The 24,377-nt window shown below is 69.4% G+C and carries 23 protein-coding genes; 14 read left to right on the top strand and 9 right to left on the bottom strand.

The features are described 5' to 3' along the window. Positions 1-9 precede the first annotated feature (9 nt). The 4 genes from nhaA to RKD20_RS19990 all read left to right on the top strand — a co-directional run bounded on the left by nhaA (position 10) and on the right by RKD20_RS19990 (position 3,262). Positions 10-1,428 (top strand): Na+/H+ antiporter NhaA, encoded by a 1,419-nt coding sequence (nhaA, locus tag RKD20_RS19975; protein WP_424878898.1) that lies wholly within the window; start codon positions 10-12, stop codon positions 1,426-1,428. 76 nt (positions 1,429-1,504) lie between these two features. Then, positions 1,505-2,011 carry a phage holin family protein gene (locus RKD20_RS19980; protein WP_020118783.1) on the top strand — a complete coding sequence of 169 codons (507 nt, stop codon included), beginning with the start codon at positions 1,505-1,507 and terminating at the stop codon, positions 2,009-2,011. Next, complete coding sequence (locus RKD20_RS19985) at positions 2,008-2,949, top strand: alpha/beta fold hydrolase (RefSeq protein ID WP_424878899.1); 942 nt, start codon at positions 2,008-2,010, stop codon at positions 2,947-2,949. The genes RKD20_RS19980 and RKD20_RS19985 overlap by 4 nt, the downstream gene beginning before the upstream one ends. 127 nt (positions 2,950-3,076) lie before the next feature. Further along, positions 3,077-3,262, top strand: coding sequence for a hypothetical protein (locus RKD20_RS19990; protein ID WP_007383671.1), 186 nt, complete (start codon positions 3,077-3,079; stop codon positions 3,260-3,262). A gap of 22 nt (positions 3,263-3,284) precedes the next feature. Here the strand turns inward: RKD20_RS19990 and RKD20_RS19995 are convergent, their stop codons facing one another. The 3 genes from RKD20_RS19995 to nth form a co-directional block, all read right to left on the bottom strand. Then, positions 3,285-4,484 (bottom strand): MarP family serine protease, encoded by a 1,200-nt coding sequence (locus RKD20_RS19995; RefSeq protein WP_424878900.1) that lies wholly within the window; start codon positions 4,482-4,484, stop codon positions 3,285-3,287. 90 nt (positions 4,485-4,574) lie between these two features. Next, positions 4,575-5,264, bottom strand: coding sequence for an NUDIX hydrolase (locus RKD20_RS20000; RefSeq protein WP_424878901.1), 690 nt, complete (start codon positions 5,262-5,264; stop codon positions 4,575-4,577). A 643-nt stretch (positions 5,265-5,907) separates the two neighbouring features. Beyond that, the gene (nth, locus tag RKD20_RS20005) at positions 5,908-6,861 is read right to left on the bottom strand and encodes an endonuclease III (RefSeq protein ID WP_424878902.1); all 954 of its coding nucleotides are present in this window, start codon (positions 6,859-6,861) and stop codon (positions 5,908-5,910) included. A gap of 336 nt (positions 6,862-7,197) precedes the next feature. On the opposite strand from nth, the gene RKD20_RS20010 reads away from it, so the two are divergent. Further along, positions 7,198-7,872 (top strand): Crp/Fnr family transcriptional regulator, encoded by a 675-nt coding sequence (locus RKD20_RS20010; RefSeq protein ID WP_007383667.1) that lies wholly within the window; start codon positions 7,198-7,200, stop codon positions 7,870-7,872. 323 nt (positions 7,873-8,195) lie between these two features. Continuing rightward, the gene (locus RKD20_RS20015) at positions 8,196-9,020 is read left to right on the top strand and encodes a nucleotidyltransferase domain-containing protein (protein WP_424878903.1); all 825 of its coding nucleotides are present in this window, start codon (positions 8,196-8,198) and stop codon (positions 9,018-9,020) included. Between the two features lie 20 nt (positions 9,021-9,040). Here the strand turns inward: RKD20_RS20015 and RKD20_RS20020 are convergent, their stop codons facing one another. From RKD20_RS20020 to RKD20_RS20035, 4 genes are all read right to left on the bottom strand, one after another. Next, on the bottom strand, positions 9,041-9,871 hold the full coding sequence (locus RKD20_RS20020) for an MBL fold metallo-hydrolase (RefSeq protein ID WP_424878904.1): 831 nt from the start codon (positions 9,869-9,871) through the stop codon (positions 9,041-9,043). Next, positions 9,868-10,737: an NUDIX hydrolase gene (locus RKD20_RS20025; protein ID WP_424878905.1), complete on the bottom strand. Its 870-nt coding sequence runs from the start codon at positions 10,735-10,737 to the stop codon at positions 9,868-9,870. Before RKD20_RS20025 ends, RKD20_RS20020 begins: the two co-directional genes overlap by 4 nt. A gap of 460 nt (positions 10,738-11,197) precedes the next feature. Next, the gene (locus RKD20_RS20030) at positions 11,198-11,689 is read right to left on the bottom strand and encodes a RidA family protein (protein WP_424878906.1); all 492 of its coding nucleotides are present in this window, start codon (positions 11,687-11,689) and stop codon (positions 11,198-11,200) included. After that, positions 11,686-11,850 carry a DUF4177 domain-containing protein gene (locus RKD20_RS20035; RefSeq protein WP_007383662.1) on the bottom strand — a complete coding sequence of 55 codons (165 nt, stop codon included), beginning with the start codon at positions 11,848-11,850 and terminating at the stop codon, positions 11,686-11,688. The genes RKD20_RS20030 and RKD20_RS20035 overlap by 4 nt, the downstream gene beginning before the upstream one ends. 118 nt (positions 11,851-11,968) lie before the next feature. Between RKD20_RS20035 and RKD20_RS20040 the strand changes: the two genes are divergently transcribed. Together RKD20_RS20040 and RKD20_RS20045 are read left to right on the top strand one after the other, a co-directional pair. Beyond that, entirely contained in the window at positions 11,969-12,946 is a 978-nt protein-coding gene (locus RKD20_RS20040) for an ArsA family ATPase (protein WP_424878907.1), read from the top strand. After that, positions 12,943-14,412 (top strand): ArsA family ATPase, encoded by a 1,470-nt coding sequence (locus RKD20_RS20045; RefSeq protein ID WP_424878908.1) that lies wholly within the window; start codon positions 12,943-12,945, stop codon positions 14,410-14,412. Before RKD20_RS20040 ends, RKD20_RS20045 begins: the two co-directional genes overlap by 4 nt. Positions 14,413-14,527: 115 nt before the next feature. Here the strand turns inward: RKD20_RS20045 and wblA are convergent, their stop codons facing one another. Further along, a complete protein-coding gene (gene wblA, locus RKD20_RS20050) occupies positions 14,528-14,866 on the bottom strand; it encodes a transcriptional regulator WblA (RefSeq protein ID WP_020118772.1) in 339 nt (112 codons plus the stop codon). 508 nt (positions 14,867-15,374) lie between these two features. Here wblA and RKD20_RS20055 point away from each other — a divergent pair. From RKD20_RS20055 to RKD20_RS20075, 5 genes are all read left to right on the top strand, one after another. Then, entirely contained in the window at positions 15,375-17,636 is a 2,262-nt protein-coding gene (locus tag RKD20_RS20055) for a transglycosylase domain-containing protein (protein ID WP_424878909.1), read from the top strand. An 854-nt stretch (positions 17,637-18,490) separates the two neighbouring features. After that, positions 18,491-20,740, top strand: a complete 2,250-nt coding sequence (locus RKD20_RS20060; RefSeq protein ID WP_424878910.1) for a glycoside hydrolase domain-containing protein — start codon at positions 18,491-18,493, stop codon at positions 20,738-20,740. Continuing rightward, positions 20,737-21,255 carry a hypothetical protein gene (locus RKD20_RS20065; RefSeq protein WP_424878911.1) on the top strand — a complete coding sequence of 173 codons (519 nt, stop codon included), beginning with the start codon at positions 20,737-20,739 and terminating at the stop codon, positions 21,253-21,255. The genes RKD20_RS20060 and RKD20_RS20065 overlap by 4 nt, the downstream gene beginning before the upstream one ends. Then, positions 21,252-22,034, top strand: a complete 783-nt coding sequence (locus RKD20_RS20070; protein WP_424878912.1) for a hypothetical protein — start codon at positions 21,252-21,254, stop codon at positions 22,032-22,034. The genes RKD20_RS20065 and RKD20_RS20070 overlap by 4 nt, the downstream gene beginning before the upstream one ends. 56 nt (positions 22,035-22,090) lie before the next feature. Next, on the top strand, positions 22,091-22,591 hold the full coding sequence (locus RKD20_RS20075) for a hypothetical protein (RefSeq protein WP_031043198.1): 501 nt from the start codon (positions 22,091-22,093) through the stop codon (positions 22,589-22,591). A gap of 169 nt (positions 22,592-22,760) precedes the next feature. Here the strand turns inward: RKD20_RS20075 and RKD20_RS20080 are convergent, their stop codons facing one another. Next, positions 22,761-23,225, bottom strand: a complete 465-nt coding sequence (locus RKD20_RS20080) for a GatB/YqeY domain-containing protein (RefSeq protein WP_424878913.1) — start codon at positions 23,223-23,225, stop codon at positions 22,761-22,763. 183 nt (positions 23,226-23,408) lie between these two features. On the opposite strand from RKD20_RS20080, the gene RKD20_RS20085 reads away from it, so the two are divergent. Then, positions 23,409-24,335, top strand: a complete 927-nt coding sequence (locus RKD20_RS20085) for a metallophosphoesterase (protein ID WP_424878914.1) — start codon at positions 23,409-23,411, stop codon at positions 24,333-24,335. The last annotated feature ends 42 nt before the right edge of the window (positions 24,336-24,377 follow it).

Raw genomic sequence — 24,377 nt, forward strand, 5'->3', positions numbered from 1 at the left:
GTCCCCCTGATGCCCGCGCCCACTCGCAAGGTCCTCGGACGCCTCTCCCTCCCCGAGCGGACCTTCGTCGCGGACGCGCTGCGCACCGAGACGGTCGGCGGTGTGCTGCTGCTCTTCGCCGCGGTCGCCGCGCTGGTCTGGGCGAACGTCCCCGCCCTGCACGACAGTTACGAAAGCGTCAGCCACTACCACCTGGGCCCCGCGACCCTCGGGCTCGACCTGTCGATCGAACACTGGGCCGCCGACGGACTCCTCGCGATCTTCTTCTTCGTGGCCGGCATCGAGCTCAAGCGCGAGCTCGTCGCCGGTGACCTGAAGGACCCCAGGGCGGCCGCGCTGCCCGTGGTCGCGGCCCTGTGCGGCATGGCCGTACCGGCACTCGTCTACACGCTCACCAACCTCACCGGCGGCGGCTCCCTGTCCGGCTGGGCCGTGCCCACGGCCACCGACATCGCCTTCGCGCTCGCGGTGCTCGCCGTCATCGGCACCTGGCTGCCGAGCGCGCTGCGTGCCTTCCTGCTCACCCTCGCCGTCGTCGACGACCTCTTCGCGATCCTGATCATCGCGGTCTTCTTCACCGCCGACATCGACTTCGTGGCACTCGGCGGCGCCGCCGTGGGCCTCGCGGTCTTCTGGGTGCTCCTGCGCAAGGGCGTGCGCGGGTGGTACGTGTACATCCCGCTCGCGCTGGTGATCTGGGCGCTGATGTACAACAGCGGCATCCACGCCACGATCGCGGGCGTCGCGATGGGTCTGATGCTGCGCTGCACCAGGCAGGAGGGCGAGAAGCTCTCCCCGGGCGAGCACATCGAGCACCTTGTACGGCCGCTCTCGGCCGGCCTGGCGGTCCCGCTGTTCGCCCTCTTCAGCGCGGGTGTCTCCGTCTCCGGCGGCGCGCTCGGTGAGGTGTTCACCCAGCCGGAGACGCTCGGCGTGGTCCTCGGGCTGGTCCTCGGCAAGGTGCTCGGCATCTTCGGCGGGACCTGGCTGACGGCCCGCTTCACCCGGGCCTCGCTCAGCGACGATCTCCAGTGGGCCGACGTGTTCGCGGTGGCGACCCTGGCCGGCATCGGCTTCACCGTGTCGCTGCTCATCGGGGAGCTCGCCTTCGACGGCGACGCGACGCTGACCGACGAGGTCAAGACCGCCGTACTTCTCGGCTCGCTCATCGCGGCCACCCTCGCGACGGTGCTGCTGAAGCTGCGCAACGCCAAGTACCGCAGGCTGTACGAGGCCGAGGAGCGCGACGACGACCAGGACGGCATCCCGGACGTGTACGAGGAGGACGATCCGGCGTACCACCTGCGGATGGCGGCGATCTACGACCGCAAGGCGGCCGAGCACCGCCGGATCGCCGAGCTCAAGACGGCCGAGCGGCTTGCCGAAGTGACGGGCGGGGCAGGCGAGGAGGACGACCGTCGGGCATGATCTGACGGGACGGTACAAAAGACACGGCCCATACACAGTCCCGGCCCATACAGAGTCAGTGAAGAGGGAGACCGCGATGAGCGCACCCGACGGCAGCCCGGTCGGTGCCGAACGCAGCATCGGCCAGCTGTTCGCCTCGGCGACGACCGAGATGTCGGCCCTGGTGCACGACGAGATCGCGCTGGCGAAGGCGCAGCTCAAGCAGGACGTCAAGAAGGGCGCGATGAGCGGCGGCGCGTTCAGCGTGGCCGGCGGGGTCCTGCTGTTCTCCCTGCCGATGCTCAACTTCGCGCTGGCGTACGGCATCCGGACCTGGAGCGACTGGAACCTCGCGGTCTGCTTCCTGCTGTCCTTCGCCGCCAACGTCCTGGTCGCGCTCGTCCTCGCGCTGATCGGTGTCGTCTTCGCGAAGAAGGCGCAGAAGAGCAAGGGCCCGCAGAAGGTCGCCGCCTCGATGAAGGAGACGGCCGGCGTGCTGCAGAACGCCAAGCCGCACCCGCGTCCCGGCAACGACAACAAGGCCCTGGAGGAGCGGGTCCGGGAGTCGAAGGCCATCGAGGCTGTGGCACGCTCGTCGTCATGACCGATCCCGCCGCCCCTTCGGCGCAGCAGCCCGCCTCTCTCGTACGGCCCGACGGTCCCTGGACGCACCGGGACGTGGCGGCCAACGGCGCGCGCTTCCACATCGCCGAAGTGGGCGACGGACCGCTCGTGATGTTCCTGCACGGCTTCCCCCAGTTCTGGTGGACCTGGCGCCACCAGCTGGAGGCGCTGGCCGACGCCGGGTTCCGGGCCGTGGCCATGGACCTGCGCGGCGTCGGCGGCAGCGACCGCACCCCGCGCGGCTACGACCCGGCCAACCTCGCGCTCGACGTCACCGGCGTGATCCGCTCCCTCGGCGAGCCGGACGCCGCGCTGGTCGGCCATGACCTGGGCGGCTATCTGGCGTGGACGGCGGCCGCGATGCGTCCCAAGCTCGTACGACGGCTCGCGGTCGCCTCGATGCCGCATCCCCGGCGCTGGCGCTCGGCGATGCTCTCGGACGTCAAGCAGACGCGGGCCGGCTCCTACATCTGGGGGTTCCAGCGGCCGTGGCTGCCCGAGCGGCAGCTGACCGCGGACGACGGCGCGCTGGTCGCCGAGCTGATCCGGGACTGGTCCGGCCCGCGGCTGCCGGACGACAAGGCGGTGGAGACGTACCGTGCGGCGATGTGCATCCCCTCGACGGCGCACTGCTCGGTCGAGCCGTATCGCTGGATGGTGCGGTCGATGGCCCGTCCCGACGGGATCCAGTTCAACCGGCGGATGAAGCGGCCCGTCCGCGTGCCGACCCTGCACCTGCACGGCTCGCTCGACCCGGTGATGCGGACGCGCAGTGCGGCCGGGTCCGGGGAGTATGTCGAAGCGCCGTACCGCTGGCGGCTGTTCGACGGCCTGGGGCACTTCCCGCACGAGGAGGATCCGGTCGCCTTCTCGACAGAACTGATCAATTGGCTGAAGGATCCCGAACCCGATCGGTGATCGAAGGGTCGCGCCCGGTATCCGGATCTGAACGCCTGTTCTACGAACGGCCACTTGCCCGGCGCATAGGCCAATTGGGGGGCGTGGGGGCGGTTATCGACCTTGGGGCAGGGGCACACGTCCGGGTATGGGCTGGACGCACGACTACGGTGACGTGGCACGCAATCGACGCTCGGGCGCTGCCCTGAGCTCCCACCATCAGGGCGGTGCCCCGCAACTGCCGGGCGGCACGGATCTGAGGGTGGGCATCCCGCGCATCCTGCGCCGCCGAGCCCGCTGGGTCTCGGTACGCCTGCGTCACCCCCGGGGCTGACGCACCCGTCGTCCGACGCCTCTCACAGCGCGCAGCTGTCGCTGTCCACCTGCTGGTTCGCGGTGCGCCCCTTGACGATGTCCTCCTGGATCTCGTCCGCGGTGAGCGCGTACCCGGTGTCGGGGTCGTCGAGCGACTTCGCGAAGACCACGCCGTAGACCCTGCCCTGCGGGGTCAGCAGCGGACCGCCGGAGTTGCCCTGGCGGACGGTCGCGAAGAGGGAGTAGACGTCGCGGTCGACGGTGCCGCGGTGGTAGATGTCCGGTCCGTGGGCGTCGATGCGCCCGCGCACGCGCGCGGAGCGGACGTCGTACGAGCCGTTCTCGGGGAAGCCCGCGACGATCGCGCTGTCCCCGCTGGCGGCGTCCTCGGACGTGAACTTCAGCGCGGGCGCGTCCAGATCGGGCACGTCCAGGACGGCGATGTCGCGCTGCCAGTCGTAGAGGACGACCGTGGCGTCGTACTTCCTGCCCTCGCCGCCTATCTGGACCGTGGGCTCGTCGACGCCACCGACGACATGGGCGTTGGTCATGACACGGCGGTCGCCGAAGACGAAGCCGGTGCCCTCCAGGACCTTGCCGCAGCTCTGCGCGGTGCCCATGACCTTGACGATGGAGCGCTGGGCGCGGGTGGCGACGGCGCTGTGCGCGAGCTTGGGGTCGGGCGGCTGGACCTCTTTGATGGGCTCGTTGGAGAACGGGCTGAAGACCTGGGGGAAGCCGTTGTCCGCGAGGACCGAGGTGAAGTCCTTGAACCAGGTGTCCGCGTCGGAGGGCAGCACTTCCTGGACGCCGAGGAGCACCTTGGAACCGCGCACCTCCTTGCCGACCGTGGACATAGTGGTCTGCGCGAGCATGGCACCGATCAGCCAGGCCACCAGGAGCATCGCCACGACGTTCACCAGGGCGCCGCCGGTGGCGTCGACGGCACGCGCGGGCGACCAGGTGATGTACCGGCGCAGCTTGTTGCCGAGATGGGTGGTCAGGGCCTGGCCGACGGAGGCGCAGACGATCACGATGACGACGCCGACGACGGCGGCGACCGTGCCGACCTCCGCGTGGTCGGTCACCGCGTCCCAGATGACGGGAAGGGTGTAGACGGCGACGAGACCGCCGCCCAGGAACCCGATCACCGACAGGATGCCTACGACGAAGCCCTGGCGGTAGCCGACGATCGCGAACCAGACGGCGGCGACCAGCAACAGGATGTCCAGCACGTTCACCGGTTCGAGCCTCGCCTCATCACTTCGCGTTCCCCACAGGTCGGCCGGCCGGGGGCTGCCCCGGGAAGACACAGCACGGACGCCACCCTGTCATGCGCGCCAGTCGAGCGGGACCTGCTTCTCGCGGTCCCAGGGGCGCTCCCAGCCCGCGTAGTGCAGGATCCGGTCGATGATTCCGGCGGTGAAGCCCCACACGAGGGCCGATTCGACCAGAAATGCCGGACCTCGGTGTCCGCTGGGGTGGACGGTCGTCGCACGGTTGTCGGGGTCCGTGAGATCCGCCACGGGAACCGTGAAGACGCGGGCGGTTTCGTTCGGATCGACGACCCCGACCGGGGTCGGCCGGCGCCACCAGCCCAGCACCGGGGTCACCACGAAGCCGCTGACCGGGATGTACAGCTTGGGCAGCACGCCGAAGAGCTGGACACCCGAGGGGTCGAGGCCGGTTTCCTCCTCGGCCTCGCGCAGGGCGGCCCTGAGCGGTCCGTCGCCCTTCGGGTCGCCGTCCTCCGGGTCGAGCGCGCCGCCGGGGAACGACGGCTGCCCGGCGTGCGACCTGAGCGAACTCGCCCGCTCCATGAGCAGCAGCTCGGGCCCGCACTCACCCTCCCCGAACAGGATCAGCACCGCGGACTGCCGCCCCGCGCCGTCCGCGGGCGGCAGGAAGCGGCTCAGCTGGAGCGGCTCGACCGTCTCCACGGCGTGCGCCACCGGGTCCAGCCAGGCCGGCAGCCCGTCCTTGCTGAGCGTCACGCCCTCCGTATGGCTCGCCCGAGTCATCGCCACCCCCGTCGTTCTGCACAGCCCAACGCCTGACGGCCCCTAGATCGTTCCGCCCGGGCACGGCACCGGTCCGACAGCCACGGCCGCTCACCCGACTGGGCCCGGGCCGGCACTCCGCCCGGGGTTGGAGCGTCGGGCCGACTCAGCGCCGCGCTCCGGCGCAAGGCTTGGGCCCGGCGCAGCTTTCCGGTCCGGGCCGGTTCTCTGGTCCGGTTCGGCCTTCCGGTCCGGGCCGGTTCTCTGGTCCCGCCAGGTTCTTCCGCCCGCTCGGCCTCAGCCGCCCGACCGGATGCTCCGGCTCGACGCTGCTCTCCTGACGGCCGGCCCGGGGCTCCCGCCCGACCGGGCGTACCGGCCCAACTCAGCGCTCCTGCCCGCCGCGGCACTACCGCCCGGCCCGGATCCCGCGCCCGATCCAGTACTCCAGCCCTGCAGCAACGCCCACCCGACCCGCAGCACGACGCCGCCCGACCGTCCCGCGGGTCCCGTAGGCCCGCCCGACCGCCTCTTACCGGCGCCCCCGCTCCGTGCGGCTCGGGCCAGAGTGATCCGGCCGGTGGCACGGCACGCGTGCCCCCGGCCATCCGATGCTGTGGCCCGCCGGCCCGTGCCGGTCCTCCCCGCCACGCCGTCCGCGTCCTCACCCGGTGGCCCCCAGGGGCGGCGCGGCCTTGCCGCCCGCGTCCAGGTAGGCCTGCGGGGGGTTCAGACGCTGGCCCGGGAAGCCGCCCTTCTCGTACTTGAGGAGTTTCTGCGCCTTCTCCGGGTCCGTCTCGCCCTCGCCGTAGGCCGGGCAGAGCGGAGCGATGGGGCAGGCGCCGCAGGCGGGCTTGCGGGCGTGGCAGATGCGGCGGCCGTGCCAGATGACGTGGTGCGACAGGTCCGTCCAGTCACTCTTCGGGAAGAGCGCGGAGACGGCGGCCTCGATCTTGTCCGGGTCGGTCTCGTCGGTCCACTGCCAGCGCCTGACCAGCCGCATGAAGTGCGTGTCAGCGGTGATGCCGGGCCGCCCGAAGGCGTTGCCGAGGACGACGAAGGCGGTCTTGCGGCCCACACCGGGCAGCGTGACGAGGTCGTCGAGCCGCCCCGGGACCTCTCCGCCGAAGTTCTCCACGAGGGCCTTGGACAGCCCTATCACCGACTTGGTCTTGGCCCGGAAGAACCCGGTCGGCCGGAGGATCTCCTCGGCCTCCTCGGGGTTGGCCGCGGCCAGGTCCTCGGGAGTCGGGTACTTGGCGAACAGCGCGGGAGTCGTCTGATTGACCCTCAGGTCGGTGGTCTGCGCGGACAGGACCGTCGCCACGATCAACTGGAAGGGATTCTCGAAGTCCAACTCGGGGTGGGCGTAAGGGAACACCTCCGCGAGCTCGCGGTTGATGCGCCGGGCGCGGCGGACGAGGGCGGTCTGCGACTCGTTCCTCGGGGGCCTCGGCGGCTTCGGGGCAACCTTCTTCGTGGCCGACGCCTTCTTCACCGGTGCCGACGCCTTCTCGGGTGCGACGACCGCCTTCTTCACGGCGGCGGCCTTCCGCACGGGAGCCGCCTTTTTGGCCACCTTCTCCGTAGCCTTCTTCGCCGAAGCCCTCTTCTCCACCGGAGCCTTCCCTGCCGCTTTTGCCGTTTTCTTTCCGCCCCCGACGCCCTGTTCGCCCAGAGCGGAATCCCGCCGTGCAACCACCCGCCCAGCCCCCTTGGCCTGTGCTCTCACCGGCGTTTTGGACACCCGGCCAGCCTAGAGCCCGGCACTGACATCCGCCCCGGACCCCGAAGACCGGCCCCCAATTGGACCCCTGCCGCTTACCCCGGGACATGTGTGCGGCATCCTTGTGACAGATCACACTGTTTGGACCGTCCGGCAAAATGGGCACCGGGTTCCCCTGGTACCAAGGGGGAACAAGATCCCCTGAGCAGGTCGACAAGGAGAGAACTCGTGGACGACGTTCTGCGGCGCAACCCGCTCTTCGCGGCACTCGACGACGAGCAGTCCGCGGAACTGCGCGCCTCCATGAGTGAGGTGACTCTCGCGCGTGGCGACTCCCTGTTCCACGAGGGCGACCCGGGCGACCGGCTGTACGCGGTCACCGAGGGCAAGGTGAAGCTTCACCGCACCTCACCCGACGGTCGCGAGAACATGCTGGCCGTTCTCGGCCCCGGCGAACTCATCGGCGAGCTGTCGCTCTTCGACCCGGGCCCGCGCACGGCGACCGCCACCGCGCTGACCGAGGTCAAGCTGCTCGGCCTCGGGCACGGCGACCTCCAGCCCTGGCTGAGCGCACGTCCCGAGGTGGCCTCCGCGCTCCTGCGCGCCATCGCGCGACGGCTGCGCAGGACCAACGACCAGATGTCCGACCTGGTCTTCTCGGACGTGCCGGGCCGCGTCGCCCGCGCGCTGCTCGACCTCTCCCGCCGCTTCGGCGTGCAGTCCGAGGAGGGCATCCACGTCGTGCACGACCTCACGCAGGAGGAACTGGCCCAACTGGTCGGCGCCTCCCGCGAGACCGTCAACAAGGCCCTCGCGGACTTCGCCCAGCGCGGCTGGCTGCGCCTGGAGGCCCGCGCGGTGATCCTCCTGGACGTCGAGAGGCTCGCCAAGCGCTCGCGGTGAGCGCATGACCGTACGAACGACACGGAACCAGCGACGTAGCGGGGCCCTGCCACACGGCGGGGCCCTTTCGCGTACGACCGGGGCGGGACGTACGAGGACGAACGCGGTGGACCCTCGCACGCGCCCGACTGGACGGTCACGGACCGGAGCTGCACCCGAGAGCTTCGCTGCGTCCGGTGACGTGATCGTCCTGAGGCGCGCCTCCGGCGGCGACCCGCACCGTCCACGCGTCTTCGGTGGCGCTGACCGCGTTCGGCCCCACACGGGCCGCCCAGGGCCGTAAATGAGCTGCCCACGGTCCCGCCCCCGGGCACAGTGATCGCATGGCCGCCGAAACAGTTCCCCCCATCGCCCCCAAGGGACTCGACGCCCAGGGCTGCATCGAGCGCGAGGGCTCCCTCGGGCGGATCCCGCAGCCCTTCCGCCCGGTCGTCGCCGCCGCCCGCGACCGGGTTCTGGACCTGTTCGGGCCGCGGCTGCACAGCGCGTACCTCTACGGCTCGATTCCGCGCGGCACCGCGCGCGTGGGCCGCAGCGACCTCGACCTCCTGCTCGCCCTGCGGGACGAGCCGACCGACGCGGACCGGGAGGGCGTACGGGAACTCGGGGAGGCCCTGGACAAGGAGTTCCCGCAGATCGACGGCGTCGGAACGCTGCTGTACGGCCGAGACGTCCTGCTGAGCGACCTGGAACGCCACGACATGGGCTGGTTCGTGGCCTGTCTGTGCACCCCGCTGCTGGGCGACGACCTGGCGGAGCACCTGCCGCGCTACCGCCCCGACTCCCTCCTGGCCCGCGAGACGAACGGCGACCTCGCCGCCCTGCTCCCCCGCTGGCGCACACGGATCGGCACGGCGGACTCGGACGAGACCCGGACCCGCCTCGTCCGCTTCATCTCCCGCCACCTGGTCCGCACCGCGTTCACCCTGGTCATGCCCTGCTGGAACGGCTGGACGAGTGACCTGGGAGAGATGGCGGAGGTCTTCGCCGCGTACTACCCGGAGCGCGCCGACCAACTGCGAACGGCGGCCGCCCTGGGCCACACCCCGACCGCCGACCTTGCCCTGCTGCGCACGTATGTAGACGACCTGGGCCCCTGGCTGGCAGCCGAGTACACGCGCGTGCACGGCGTGAAGACCCCTGGATGAGCCCTTTGGACCAGCCCGCGCTAGATGAGCCCGTGCTCCTCCAGATACTCCAGCTGGGCGCGCACCGACAGCTCGGCGGCGGGCCAGAGCGACCGGTCCACGTCCGCGTACACGTGCTCCACGACGGCGTCGGGCGTCCGGTATCCGTTCTCCACGGCCGTCTCGATCTGGGCGAGCCGATGGGCCCGGTGGGCGAGATAGAACTCGACGGCACCCTGGGCGTCCTCCAGGACGGGCCCGTGGCCCGGCAGGACGGTGTGGACGCCGTCGTCGACCGTGAGGGACCTCAGCCGCCGCAGGGAGTCCAGATAGTCGCCCAGGCGGCCGTCGGGATGGGCCACGACGGTCGTACCCCGCCCCAGGACGGTGTCACCGGTCACGACGGCCTGATCGGCCGGGAGATGGAAGCACAGCGAGTCCGCGGTGTGCCCGGGTGTGGGCACGACCCTGAGCTCCAGCCCGCCCACGCGCACCACCTCCCCCGCGCCCAGCCCTTCCTCCCCGAGCCGCAGCGCGGGGTCGAGAGCCCGCACCTTGGTGCCGGTCAGCCCGGCGAAACGGACGGCGCCTTCCGCGTGGTCGGGGTGGCCGTGGGTGAGCAGCGTGAGCGCGACCCGCTTGCCGGCGGCCGCGGCGGTATCGACGACGGCACGCAGATGCCCCTCGTCGAGCGGACCGGGATCGATCACGACCGCCAGTTCGGAGTCCGGCTCCGACAGGATCCAGGTGTTGGTCCCGTCCAGGGTCATCGCGGAGGCGTTGGGCGCGAGGACGTTGACGGCCCGTGGGGTGGCGGGGCCCGAGAGGACCCCGCCCCGTGGCCGGCCGGGCAGGGCTGCGGCGTCGGTCATGCGGAGGCTCCACCGGTCGGGATGTGTTTGGTGAACTCGTCGTGTCCCGGCCAGGACAGCACGATCTCGCCGTCCACCAGCCGGGCCCGCGCGAGCACAGGGGTCAGATCACGGCCGGGCGCGGCGGCGAGCGCGCCGGCGGCGGTGCCGTACGCGGTGAGCTGCCGCAGCGTGGCGATGGTGGGCGGCATCATCAGCAGCTCGCCCTTGTCGTAGCCGTCCGCCGCGTCCTCGGGCCTGATCCACACCGTACGGTCGGCCTCGGTGGAGGCGTTGCGGGTGCGCTGCCCCTCCGGGAGGGCGGCGACGAAGAACCAGGTGTCATAGCGGCGGGGTTCGAACTCGGGCGTGATCCAGCGCGTCCAGGCCCCGAGCAGATCGGACCGCAGCACGAGTCCCCGACGCTGCAGGAACTCCGCGAAGGACAGCTCCCGCGCCACCAGAGCGGCCCGGTCCGCCTCCCACTCCGCGCCCGTGGTGTCACCGACCACCGACTCGGCCGTCGGCCCGGCGAGCAGCACGCCCGCCTCCTCGTACGTCTCCCGCACGGCCGCGCAGACGATCGCCTGAGCCGTCGTCTCGTCCACCCCGAGCCGAGCCGCCCACCACGCGCGCGTGGGGCCCGCCCAGTGGATCTGGTGCTCGTCGTCACGGGGGTCGACGCCACCGCCGGGATAGGCGTACGCGCCACCGGCAAACGCCATGGAGGCCCGCCTGCGCAACATGTGCACGACAGTCCCGGCCTGCCCGTCCTTCAGCAGCATCACGGTGGCGGCGCGTCTCGGCACGGCCGGCGCGAGCGTGCCGTCCGCGAGCGCACGGATACGGTCCGGCCATTCCGCTGGGTACCACTGCCCGTTTGCCATGGCCGGAGGCTAACTCCTGGGGCGCGGATGTTCGAGGGCCGGGCAGCTGCGCTGGGCTGGGCGGGGCGCCTATGGGGGTGCCGGGTTCGGTGTCGGGCGGCCACGGGTGGGTGGGGGCTGGTCGCGCAGTTCCCCGCGCCCCTGGGTGGGACAGGTGGACGCACCTTTGGACGCATACGGCGCGCAGGGGACGGGGTGGGGGGTGTCCGCCCGCAGCGGCCGGCGTCCGTCGCCGGGCACTACTCAAAGGGACCGAGCCGCCGGACCGAGGACGGATACCCCCACCCCGGCCCCGACCCACCCACCGAACCGCGCGCTACACAAGCCCCCACCGGGGGCCGGGCAGGCCGCCGCAGGCATCCAGGGGCGCGGGACTGTGTCCATATGCGGCTCCGCCGCGTGGGCGCAAAACGCCCGCCCCCACACACCCGCACAACACCCCGCCCAACCGCCGGAGGCATCACGCCTCAGCGATCAGCTCCACCTGCACCTCAACCTCAACCGGCGCGTCCAGCGGCAGCACAGCCACCCCCACCGCACTACGCGCGTGCACACCCGCCTCGCCAAGCACCTCGCCCAGCAACTCGCTCGCCCCGTTGATCACACCCGGCTGTCCCGTGAAGTCCGAGGCCGACGCCACGAACCCCACGACCTTCACCACACGCGCGATCCGGTCCAGGTCACCCGCCACGGACTTCACCGCCGCCAGCGCGTTCAGCGCACACGTGCGGGCGAGCGCCTTCGCCTCCTCGGCCGTGACCTCCGCGCCCACCTTCCCGGTGACCGGAAGCTTCCCGTCGACCATGGGCAGCTGACCCGAGGTGTACACGTACACACCCGACCGCACGGCCGGCTGGTACGCGGCCAGCGGCGGCACCACCGCCGGCAGCGTCAGCCCCAGCTCCGCGAGCCGCGCCTCGACCGCCCCGCCTCCGCCCTGGCCCCCGCTCACGCGGCCTTCTCCCGCTTCAGGTACGCCACCAGCTGCTCGGGGTTGTTCGGCCCGGGCACGACCTGCACGAGCTCCCACCCGTCCTCGCCCCAGGTGTCCAGAATCTGCTTCGTGGCGTGGACGAGCAGCGGCACGGTCGCGTATTCCCACTTCTTGGTCATGCGGCCGACTTTAGCCGCTGCTCACCGCTGGCTTTCAGGCGCTGCTCCCCACAACCGGTACCCGCGTTATCCACAGCCTCCTGCTTAGGTTCGCCGCCGACTGGTTACGCTCGAATACGTGAGCAGGCTCCAGGTCGTCAGCGGCAAGGGCGGGACCGGAAAGACCACGGTCGCCGCAGCCCTCGCGCTGGCCCTCGCCACCGAGGGGAAGCGGACGCTTCTCGTCGAGGTGGAGGGTCGCCAGGGAATCGCGCAGCTCTTCGAAACGGAGGCGCTGCCCTATGAGGAGCGGAAGATCGCCGTCGCTCCAGGGGGCGGGGGGGTGTACGCACTGGCCATAGACCCCGAACTGGCCCTTCTGGACTACCTCCAGATGTTCTACAAACTCGGCGGAGCGGGACGCGCCCTGAAGAAGCTCGGCGCGATCGACTTCGCGACCACCATCGCGCCCGGCCTCAGAGACGTCCTCCTGACGGGCAAGGCGTGCGAGGCGGTCCGCCGCAAGAGCAAGTCCGGCCGCTTCGTCTACGACTACGTCGTGATGGACGCGCCCCCCACGGGCCGTATCACCCGCTTCCTGAACGTGAACGACGAGGTCGCGGGACTCGCCAAGATCGGCCCGATACACAATCAGGCGCAGGCCGTGATGCGGGTGCTGAAGTCCAAGGAGACCGCGGTCCACCTGGTGACCCTCCTGGAGGAGATGCCCGTCCAGGAGACCGCGGACGGCATCGCCGAACTGCGGGCCGCCCAACTCCCCGTGGGCCGGATCGTCGTGAACATGGTGCGCCCGGAGGTGTTGGACAGCACCGATCTGGAACTCGTACGGACCACGCCGCGTTCAGCCGTGGCGAAGGCGCTGTCCTCGGCCGGCCTCGGCGGCGCCCGCCGCGGGGGCAACGCCGAGAAGCTCGTCGACCCGCTGGTCCAGCAGGCCGAGGAGTACGCCGAGCGGTACGCGCTGGAGCACGAACAGCGCTCGGTCCTCGGCGAACTGGGGCTGCCGCTGCACGAACTGCCCTTGCTGACCGAGGGCATGGACCTGGCGGGTCTGTACGAACTGGCCACCGAGCTGCGGAAGCAGGGGATGTCATGAGTCCGGACGCCGACCGGCACAACCGAACGCCCCACAATCCGCACCCGGACCGCCATCACCGCCTCACCCCCGCGCCCGTGCTCGACCTCGACCCCCTCATCGACGACCCGAAGACCCGGATCGTGGTCTGCTGCGGCTCGGGCGGCGTCGGCAAGACCACGACCGCCGCGGCCCTCGGGCTGCGCGCCGCCGAGCGGGGCCGCAAGGTGGTCGTCCTCACCATCGACCCGGCCCGTCGGCTCGCCCAGTCGATGGGCATCGACTCGCTGGACAACGTCCCGCGCCGGGTGAAGGGCTTGGACGACTCCGCGAGCGGCGAACTGCACGCGATGATGCTCGACATGAAGCGCACCTTCGACGAGATCGTCGAGGCGCACGCGGACGCCGAGCGGGCGGCCACGATCCTGGCCAACCCCTTCTACCAGTCGCTCTCGGCGGGCTTCGCGGGCACGCAGGAGTACATGGCGATGGAGAAGCTCGGGCAGTTGCGGGCCCGGGACGAGTGGGACCTGATCGTCGTCGACACACCCCCCTCCCGCTCCGCCCTCGACTTCCTGGACGCGCCGAAGCGGCTCGGCTCCTTCCTCGACGGAAGGCTCATCCGGATGCTCACCGCCCCGGCCAAGCTCGGCGGACGGGCGGGGATGAAGTTCCTGAACGTCGGGATGTCGATGATGACCGGCACCCTCGGCAAACTGCTGGGCGGTCAGCTCCTCAAGGACGTCCAGACGTTCGTGGCCGCCATGGACACGACCTTCGGCGGCTTCCGCACGCGCGCGGACGCGACGTACAAGCTGCTCCAGGCGCCCGGGACGGCGTTCCTGGTGGTCGCGGCCCCGGAGCGGGACGCGCTGCGCGAGGCCGCGTACTTCGTGGAGCGGCTGGCCGCGGAGCGCATGCCGCTCGCCGGTCTGGTGCTCAACCGGGTCCACGGCAGCGGCGCCGACCGGCTCTCGGCCGAGCGGGCGCTCGCCGCCGTGGAGAATCTCGAGACCGCGGAGGGCCCCGAGAGCCCCGAGACCGCCGAAAATCCCGGGGCCGTGGAAAATCTTGAAGAGCCCCGCATTGTCGATCAGGAGGGCGGGAAAGCTGGACTTCGTAACTCTCCCGACACGTACGGCAGTTCAGAATCTCCCGCTTCCGAGGCCCCGGCTCCTGACGAAGGCTCCCCCGCCCACTCGGAGAACCCGAGCTCGAAGCGCACGGAGAAGGAGCGGTCCGCCCATCCGGCTGACCGGTCCGTCGACCAGCTCACCGCAGGCCTGCTGAAGCTGCACGCCGACCGTATGCAACTGCTCTCCCGCGAGCAGCGCACGCGTGACCGCTTCACCGCGCTCCACCCCGAGGTGGCGGTGGCCGAAGTGGCCGCGCTGCCCGGCGATGTGCACGACCTCGCGGGACTGCGGGACATCGGAAACCGGCTCGCGGCAGGGCAGCCGGAGCTGCCCGAGACTGCCGTCGACTGATCCGAGTCGACCGACTTGAGTCGGTTGACCCGAATCGACTGACCGGGGTCGGCTGACCCGAGGGGTGCGTCCCCCTCAGCAGGGGGCGTCCCTCTCAGCGGGGCGTCGCCTCCGCTCAGCCCACCGCCGCGTAGTTCTCGTAGATCTCGTCGTCCTCGAGCGGCAGGATGCCGACCCCCCGCTCGTACTCGACGCGCGCCGTCTCCAGCAGCCTGCGCCACGACGTCACCGTCGGCCGCCGGCGCAGCAGGGCGCGGCGCTCGCGCTCCGTCATGCCTCCCCACACGCCGAACTCGACGCGGTTGTCCAGCGCATCGGCGAGGCACTCCGTTCGCACCGGACATCCGGTGCACACCGCCTTCGCCCGGTTCTGCGCTGCTCCTTGAACGAACAGTTCATCCGGATCGGTAGTGCGGCAGGCCGCCTGCGCACTCCAGTCGACTACCCAGCCCATACCGGCGCCGTCCTCTCCCGAATCGAGGCTCCCCCACGGCGGCAGCGGCATATTCACCGCCGCCAGTTGAGGACGTTACGGAAGGCAGGCACAGCGCAACACCCCCTTCGGGCCCAATCTTGAATGGCCCGAACGGACTATGCGTAAGCGGCAGATCACCCGGGGGAGTGAGCCCGCGACATACATGACTATCCCGGCAAACCAGGACACTTGTCTTGCGTCACAACGGGCACCTGATGACACACGAGGCGGATTCGGACACGTCCCCACCAAAAAAGTCGGGGAACCTCCGGAACGATTCGGGGTCGCCGGACGTATTGATACGTGGCCCTACTGCTGTGACAGTTGAGAGCAGCTTAGGCCAAGGCCTGTGCGCGTGTCCGGCGAATGAGAAGGTAGGGCGCTCCTGTCGCCATGCCCGCTCCGGGGCGGTCGTGCCCGCTTCCGTCGCCATGCCGTGACATGGGCTCGCCCTGAACGCTCATGAGTACGGATTAGGCTGCCCCCTATGTCGAAGAAGCGCTCGGGCGGCGGTCTGTCGCCCACGCAGCAGGCCGCCAAGTTCCTCGGTGTCAGTGTCCTCGCGGGAGCGGTGATGGCCGGCATCGCGCTGCCCGCGGCCGGCGCGCTGGGGCTCGCGGCCAAGGGGACGGTGGAGAGCTTCGACGAGCTCCCGACCAACCTGAAGACCCCGCCGCTGAGCCAGCGCACCACCATCCTCGACAGCGAGGGCGGCACCATCGCCACCGTGTACTCGCGCGACCGTACGGTGGTCGATCTCAAGAACATCTCGCCGTACATGCAGAAGGCGATCGTCGCGATCGAGGACTCCCGCTTCTACCAGCACGGCGCGGTCGACCTGAAGGGCGTCCTGCGCGCGCTCAACAAGAACGCCCAGAGCGGCGGGGTTGCCCAGGGTGCCTCCACGCTGACGCAGCAGCTCGTGAAGAACGTCGCGGTGGAGGAGGCCGGTGACGACCCGACGAAGGTCGCCGAGGCCACCCAGCAGACCATCGGCCGCAAGATCCGCGAGCTGAAGTACGCGATCCAGCTCGAAGAGGAACTCGGCAAGAAGAAGATCCTCGAGAACTACCTGAACATCACCTTCTTCGGCCAGCAGGCGTACGGCGTCGAGGCCGCCGCCCAGCGCTACTTCTCGCGGCACGCCAAGGACCTCGACCTGGAGCAGTCGGCGCTGCTCGCGGGCATCGTCCAGTCCCCGAGCCGCTACGACCCGGTCAATGACGAGGCCGAGGCGACCAAGCGCCGCAACACCGTGCTCCAGCGCATGGCCGAGGTCGGTGACGTCTCCCAGGCAGAGGCCGACAAGGCCAAGGAGCAGCCGCTGGGCCTCAAGGTCAGCAAGCCGAAGAACGGCTGCATCACGGCGGTCAAGGGCGCCGGCTTCTTCTGCGACTACGTCCGTGAGGTCTTCCTGACCGACCCGGTCTTCGGCAAGACGAAGGAGGCCCGCGCCAAGGTCTGGAACCAGGGCGGTCTGACGATCCGGACCACGATGGACCCGCAGGCCCAGAAGTCGGCCCAGAACTCCATCAAGGAGCACGTCTACCAGAGCGACGAGGTGGCCACCGCGGCCACCATCGTCCAGCCCGGCACCGGCAAGATCCTGGCGATGGGCCAGTCGCGGCCGTACGGCATCAACAACAAGAAGAACGAGACGACGATCAATCTCTCGGTCAACCAGTCCATGGGCGGCGGAGCGGGCTACCAGCCCGGTTCGACGTTCAAGCCGATCGTGGCGGCGGCGGCCATAGAGGGCGGCACCCCGGCGACGCAGATCTACTCCTCGCCGTACCGGATGGACTACCCAAGCCCGGTCCAGCTCTGTGACGGCAAGGTCTGGAACGAGAAGGGCGTCTCGCTCACCAACGAGAACGAATCCGAGGTCGGCCCGTACGACATGAAGACCGCGACCGCGAAGTCGGTCAACACCTACTACGTGCAGTTGATCAGCGACATCGGCGTCTGCCCCGTGACCGAGATGGCCACGAAGCTGGGTGTCCAACGAGCCGACGGCGACAAACTGCAGCAACGGCCCTCAATCGCCCTGGGCACCCAGGAGATGTCCCCGCTGACCATGGCGAACGCGTACGCCACCTTCGCCTCGCGCGGGATGTACTGCACCCCGGTCGCCATCGAGTCGATCACCCAGCGAGTCGGCGAGAAGGCGAAGTCGCTCCGGGTCCCGAAGTCGACCTGCTCGAGGGCGATGTCGGAGAAAACCGCGGACACCATCAACACCCTCCTCAAGGGCGTCGTCGAGGACGGCACGGGTTCGGAGGCGGGCCTCGGCGCCGGCCGCCCGAGCGCGGGCAAGACAGGTACGACCGACGAGCGCTACGCGGCCTGGTTCGTGGGCTACACCCCGAACATGGCCGGTGCGGTCTGGGTCGGCGACCCCGCCCACAAGCGCAAGATGCAGAACATCACCATCGGCGGCGTCTGGAACGAGAAGGTGTTCGGCGGCAGGGTCCCCGGACCGATCTGGCGCGACATGATGAGCGGTGCGCTGGAGGGCAAGGAAGCCCCGAACTTCAACCTCGTCAGCATCCCGGACATGCCGAAGAAGAACGACCCCGGCAAGGGTCACGACGACGGGGACAACGGCGGCAACCGCGGGAACGACAACGGCGGTGGCGGCAACGGCGGTGACGGCAACACCACCTTCCCGACGCCGACTTTCTCGATCCCGGAGAACTTCATCCAGGGCCAGAGCAACGGGAACGGCAACGGGGGCGGGCGCGGCTGATCGGCCGCCCCGGGACTCGCGTGACCCCCTCGACGGGTCCGGTACGCGACAAGCGCCCTCCCGCCGATCTGCGCACCCCGCCGAGCGTCGCGCGCACAGCGCTCCGCGTCCAGTGAGACGCTCGGTGGGGAGGGTGCCTGAAGACACCGCGCAGACGATCCGGCGGCCGTAACACCGTGGCGCGCGGATTCGTAGCGCCGGGGTTTCGTGTGCGCTCGGCCGAGGGCGAGGACAGGCCCTGATCCTGTGCCCCGCTCATCGCAACCAGATGATCGACAGAGACCTGGCCGCCTAGCGGTACGCCCAGATCGTGTACGAGGGCGTATCTCTCGGGGGCGGCCCTGTCGTCTCCACCCCGGCGACCGCAAGCTCGGCTCGACCACCGCGCAGATCAAGGTTTCACGCATGGGCCGCCGGGCAACGCGCGGACATCCGGGGAGCGTTGAAGGTTGGGCACACTCTTCGCATCAACCTGGCCACCATGGCGCCACGAATGGCTTCGCAAACGGAATGTATGGGTCTGTTCGGCGATGTAAAGGACTTGACCACATCGCGTTGCACTATGCAAACATCTGCTGACGAGTGACGCTCCGGTGTGACCAGCCGGGTAGCGCGCGGGCCGGCGAGGGGGCATCTGTGGACGTGCGGTGGACTGCATCCGGGTTGACGGAGAGCGGCAACCTCATCAACAGCAGTGGCGGCTAACAGCGGTTGACCACGCCGACGCGCACGACGCCGGATGCGTCCGCATCGACCCTGCCGGAACAGACGCCTTCCTTTCCTCTATCCACCTTCAGCGATGGCGGCTTCCACCGGAACCGTCCCGTATCACCCTGGACATCAAGAGGAGTTCCGTGGCCGACGAGATGGTTCTGCGTGCCCAGAGATTTGTGAACACGACGTACAACAACGGTGCGACACTCGGCATATCCAAGCTGGTGGAGAACGGTCAAACCAGCTGGACCGTGATGTACGCCCTGACTCGAGCGCTCCAGTACGAGATGGGCATCACCAGTCTCTCTGATTCTTTCGGTCCGACGACCCTGGCCACGATCGGGGAGAAGTACGGCAAGCTGGACGAGACGACGATTCCGTCGGCGAACTTCTGCCGCGTCATCCAGTCCGCTCTGTACTGCAAGGGCTATGACGGCGGCGACATCGACGGCACGTACAACGACCGAGTCAAGGCCGCTGTCGCGAAGCTGCACCAGAACATGGGCGTGGGCGGTACGTATCCGGGCAGCGCACTGTGGCCGAAGACGACCAAGGGCCTGTTCAACATGGACGCCTACGTCACGGTCAACGGTGGGTCGGACACCATCCGCACGATTCAGCAGTGGCTGAACGGCAAGTACATCCTGCGCAAGGACTACTACGCCATCCCCTGCGACGGACACCACTCGCGGGACGTGGCCAAGTCGATGCTGTTCGCCATCCAGTACGAGCTGGGCATGGCAGACGGCGTCGCCAACGGCGTCTTCGGCCCCGGCACGCAAGCCGGCCTGAAGGAGCACACCCTGTCCACCGGCTCCTCCGGGGTGTGGGTGCAACTGTTCTCCGCGGGCATGGTGCTCAATCAACGGCCGATCTCCTTCACCAGCAGCTTCACCTCCGCACTGGCCTCCGCGGTCAGTGCCTTTCAATCGTTCGTCAAGCTGCCCGTCTCGGGGAGTGGCGACTTTTCCACCTGGGCTTCGCTGCTGGTCTCCTACGGCGACCAGAGCCGCCGGGGCTCGGCCTGTGACGGCGTCACCCTGATCACCGCGGCGCGCGCCCAGACGCTGAAGTCACAGGGCATCACTTATGTCGGCCGCTACCTGACCAACCCGGACGCGACGCCGCCTGACAGCCTGAAGCACAAGGCAATCCAGCCCGGTGAACTACAGACGATCGCCGACAACGGGCTGCGCTGCTTCCCGATCTATCAGACCTACGGCCGGGACGCGTCAGGATTCAGCTACCCCTCAGGGCGGGCCGACGGGCAGGCAGCCGTCAACGCCGCCCGCGACCACGGGTTCAAGGCCGGCACCCGGATCTTCTTCGCGGTCGACTTCGATGCTCTCGACTACCAGGTGACCGACAACGTACTGCCGTACTTCAAGGGCATCGAAGACGCGATGGCCGCCAACGGCAACGACTTCGCAGTGGGCGTCTACGGTCCGCGCAACGTGTGCACCCGGGTCGGTGAGGCCGGACACACGTCCGCTTCGTTCGTCTCCGACATGTCGTCGGGATTTTCCGGCAACTTCGGCTATCCACTGCCGACGGACTGGGCATACGACCAGATCGTCACGCGCACCGTCGGCTCCGGCGACGGCGCCATCAACATCGACAACAACATCGCCTCCGGCCGCGACATCGGCCAGAACTCCTTCAACCCGCCCTCGTCCCAGACGGCCGACGTCCTGTTCGACACTGTGTACTGGCCTCAACTCCTCGCAGACGTCCAGGCCTACATGGAGTCCATCGGCTTCGCCGAGGACAACGGGAAGCTGTACACCACCACCCAGTGCCTGGAAACGATCGTCGCGCGAGACGCCGCGGTGACCAACACGGCCCGGGCCTATGGCATGCGCAAGGCACTCATCCAGACCACGGCGTTCTGGGAGTTCCGCCACTACGGCAACGAAGACCTGGTCAAGGACGCCGGGGTGTGGCTGTACCACAACGGCTACGTCCCGGACTGGGCCAAGGACCTCCCCGGAGTCACCGCCCTCCGTGACAGCAGCACCGGTGTGGCCCAGATGTTCGGCTTCGCAGCGATCTGTGCCTGGAACAACTCCATCAACACGGGTCTGGTCACCGGAACCGTGAAGGACACGAGCAAGGACGCGGACGTCTTCAGCGTCTGGGACAAGCTCCGCACGGACAACGACTTCGCCCTCACCAGCGTCGGTCACGCCCATATCTGGGCTGCCGACGGCAAGCCAGGCGGCGACGCGGAGACGCGGATGGAACGCCGCCCCGCACTCGACTACACGGAGTCCGAGATCTACGAGGTGCTGCGCCGGTACCAGGGGCCGGCGGAACCGGCTTTCACCGACGCCACCAAGCGGATGCCGCTGTACTACATCTTCGAGAAGTACAACAGGATGGTGCGGTGAGCCAACACCTCCCTCCACAAGCCTCCGAATCAGCCGACGGATTCAACTCGATCGCCCTGCTCTTCATCCTGCTGATCGGAGTCGTCGTAGTCATCAGCCTGATCGGATATCTGGGCTCGTCCGTCGCGCGGCGCGAACAGCGCCCGCCAGGGCACCGGTTGTGGCTCCGGGCAGGCTGCATCCTGAGCGTCTGCGCAGCCATCTGCGTGTACATGTGGGGGGCCCTCCACGTGCTCTTCATGGAAGACATGAACATGCGACAGGCATGCGTCGCGGCGGGCGGAGAAGCGAGAGCGAGCACGGTCGACGGCTACGAAGCGAGCTACATCCCCCTTCGCTTCACCTGCCGCATCAGCGAGGGCGGAAGCTACACCGCCGCCATCCCGCCATGGATCAACCCTGCCCTCAGCGGGCTCGTCGGCCTGGGCCTGATCACGGGCGTGGCATCGGGGATCACCCGCGACGACTTCAAACGCGGCAACGTCGTGCCGTCCCAACAGAAACGGAACTCATGACAATCCCTGACATGTCCCGTCGCGCCCTGCTCGCGCGGACGAGTGCGCTGGTCGGTACCGCGGCTCTGATCACCCTCCCCGGCTCCGCCCTGCTCGCCACACCTGCCTACGCCGCCGACAACTCCCACTCCAGGACGCCCACAGGTGAAGAGATCAGAGAGGCGTACCGTCGCTTTCAGAAGAACCGGACGCGGGTACATACAGGCAAGCCGAGTTCCAACGGCTGGGAGATGGAGAAGACCGAGGACGGCGGCGGAAGCATCTCCAGCCGTCCCGTCCCCGGTACCCCGTTGACCGGTATCAGCGTCCGCACGGGAGACGTCGAAACGGTTCTGGTCCATGTGGTGCGCCGGTTCCACTACGAGATCGGCGAACTCCGCAAGGGGGACGTGATCGGCTGGCGCAGTCCCGGCACCGTCCGCAAGGGACTGCCCGAGGGCAACCAGGCGTCCGGCACCGCCGTACAGATCCGCCCGGGCTTCTACCCGTCCGGCACGAAGGGCGGCTTCTTCCCCACGCAGCTCGTGGTGGTCCGCGACATCCTCGCCGAGCTCGACGGCGTCGTCCGCTGGAGCGGCGACGACCGGCACGCGGACGAGTCGCTCTTCTACATCGACGTCAAGCCCGGCGATGCCCGACTCGCCGCAGTGGCCAACAAGATCCGCACCTGGCAGGCCACCCCGGGCGAAGGCGCGGGCGCACCTGTCGACGTCCTGGCCGCCGGTCGGCGCAAGGCTGCCGAGAATCTCCGACGCCTCCAGCAGCGTACGGCTGCCTGAGGCGCCGTCACACGTATCACCGCACCGCCCCTCCAGCATCGACCATAGGGAGAACCGTGAAATTGACGTCCCGGCTCGGCGTTCTGTTCGGCGCCCTGCTCAGCTCGATCGCCCTCGTGGTCTCGCTACCCAGCTCGGCCTACGCCGCCAGCTGTTCCGGCTTCGGCTGTGACGGACACGACCCGAACGTCCAGACCTGGCAGTCGGGCCCAGTCAGCACGTACGGCCCCATCGATGCCGGAGGCTCGTTCCAGTACGAGCTGAGATGGGGAAAGACTGACGGAGACCAGTACAGCTGGGGCCGCCTGTGGTACATCAGCGGTTCCAACGAGCAGGACTGGTCGGTCTACGTCCAGCGCTGCACCAAGGACCACTCGACCTGCTACTGGCGCCTCGGCGAGAAGAAGGGCGGCGCGTCCGGATGGACTGCGAAGGTGCCCTCCGGGACGAACTACTACTACACACGCACCCCGATGTACTACAACCCCTCGACCCACGAAATGCGGGCCTGCGTGGACACCTCGGACGGGGACACCCGCTGTACCCCTTGGTACTGACAGGCAGACGGGGTTGACGGGCGACCGGCCCAACTGACGAGCTGTCGCACCCGTCCGCGTGACGTGGCCGCGCCGACCGCGCCCATCACCCTGTCGAAAAAGCACATGAGGCCGGTGGGCGGCCTCGACAACCGCCCACCGGCCTCCGGCGACACCATGCGCCAGCCGCTCAGCCTGCCAGACGCTTCTTCACGGCCGCGGCTACCCGGCCGCCCTCGGCCAGGCCGGCCACCTTCGGGTTCACGATCTTCATCACGGCACCCATGGCTCGCGGCCCCTCGGCGCCGGCCGCCTTCGCCTCCTGGACGGCCTGGGCGACGATGTCGTTCAGCTCCTCGTCACTGAGCTGCTGGGGCAGGTACTCGGCAAGAACCTCGCCCTCCGCCTTCTCCCGCTCGGCGGACTCGGCGCGACCACCCTGAGCGAAGGCGTCCGCGGCCTCGCGGCGCTTCTTCGCTTCCTTGGTGATCACCTTCAGCACCTCGGCATCGGAGAGCTCACGCTTCTCCTTGCCCGCGACCTCCTCATTGGTGATCGCGGCGAGCGTCATCCGGAGCGTCGAGGAGCGCAGCTCGTCGCGCCCCTTGATCGCGGCGTTGAGGTCTTCCTGCAGCTTCGACTTGAGCGTGGTCATGGGGGTGATTGTCGCAGGTATGGGGGACGGGGTGCCCGTGCATTAACTACGGGGCTCAAGTGGGGTGGGGGTCGGCGCCGCAGGACGGCAGGCATCCGGTATTGCGGGGCGCCGGGCGCCCGGTATTACGGGGGCGGCGGGCACCCGGTCAGGGAGGTGCTCGTGATCTGACACGATGGAGGCATGCGCGCGCGATACGGAGTTCCCCTGGGGATCGCGGCGGTTGGCGCCGCCGGTCTCGTCTACTCGGCGGGTTTCGAAGCCCGTTCCTTCCGGCTGCGACGAGTGACGGTCCCCGTCCTGCCACCAGGCATGCGCCCCCTGCGGGTGCTCCAGGTCTCCGACATCCACATGGTCGGCGGCCAGCGCAAGAAGCAGCGATGGCTGCGCTCACTGGCAGGCCTGCGCCCCGACTTCGTGATCAACACGGGCGACAACCTCTCGGACCCGGAGGGCGTCCCGGAGGTCCTGGACGCGCTGGGCCCGCTGATGGAGTTCCCGGGCGCGTACGTCTTCGGCTCCAACGACTACTACGGCCCCACGTTCCGTAACCCGGCCCGCTACCTGTACGAGAAGGCCCAGGGCCGCCACGGCCTGAACGGCAACGCCCCCGCCGTAGGGGTCACCCACAACCCGTGGGAGAACCTGCGGGACGGCTTCGACGCGGCGGGCTGGCAGAACCTCACCAACACGCGGGGCATGCTGAAGATCGAGGGCGTGTCGGTCGAGCTGACCGGCCTGGACGACCCGCACATCAAGCGGGACCGTTACGCCGAGGTGGCCGGCGGCCCGTCGGGCGCGGCGGACTTCTCCATGGGCGTCGTGCACGCGCCGTACCTGCGCGTTCTGGACGCGTTCGCGGCCGACGACTACCCCTTGATCCTGGCCGGCCACACCCACGGCGGCCAGCTCTGCCTCCCCTTCTACGGCGCCTTCGTCACCAACTGCGACCTGGACACCGACCGGGTGAAGGGTCTGTCCCGGCACACGGCGGAGGGCAGGACGTCGTACCTGCACGTGTCGGCGGGCTGCGGCACCAGCCGCTACACGCCGGTGCGGTTCGCGTGCCCGCCGGAGGTGACGTTGCTGACGCTGGTGGGCAGGGAGTAGGGCCGTCGGCAGGCGGGCCGTGAGCAGGAAAGTTGAGGCGTT

Origin of the sequence: Streptomyces sp. SLBN-8D4, from assembly GCF_049739545.1 — a bacterium.
In the GTDB taxonomy this organism is placed as follows: domain Bacteria; phylum Actinomycetota; class Actinomycetes; order Streptomycetales; family Streptomycetaceae; genus Streptomyces; species Streptomyces canus_C.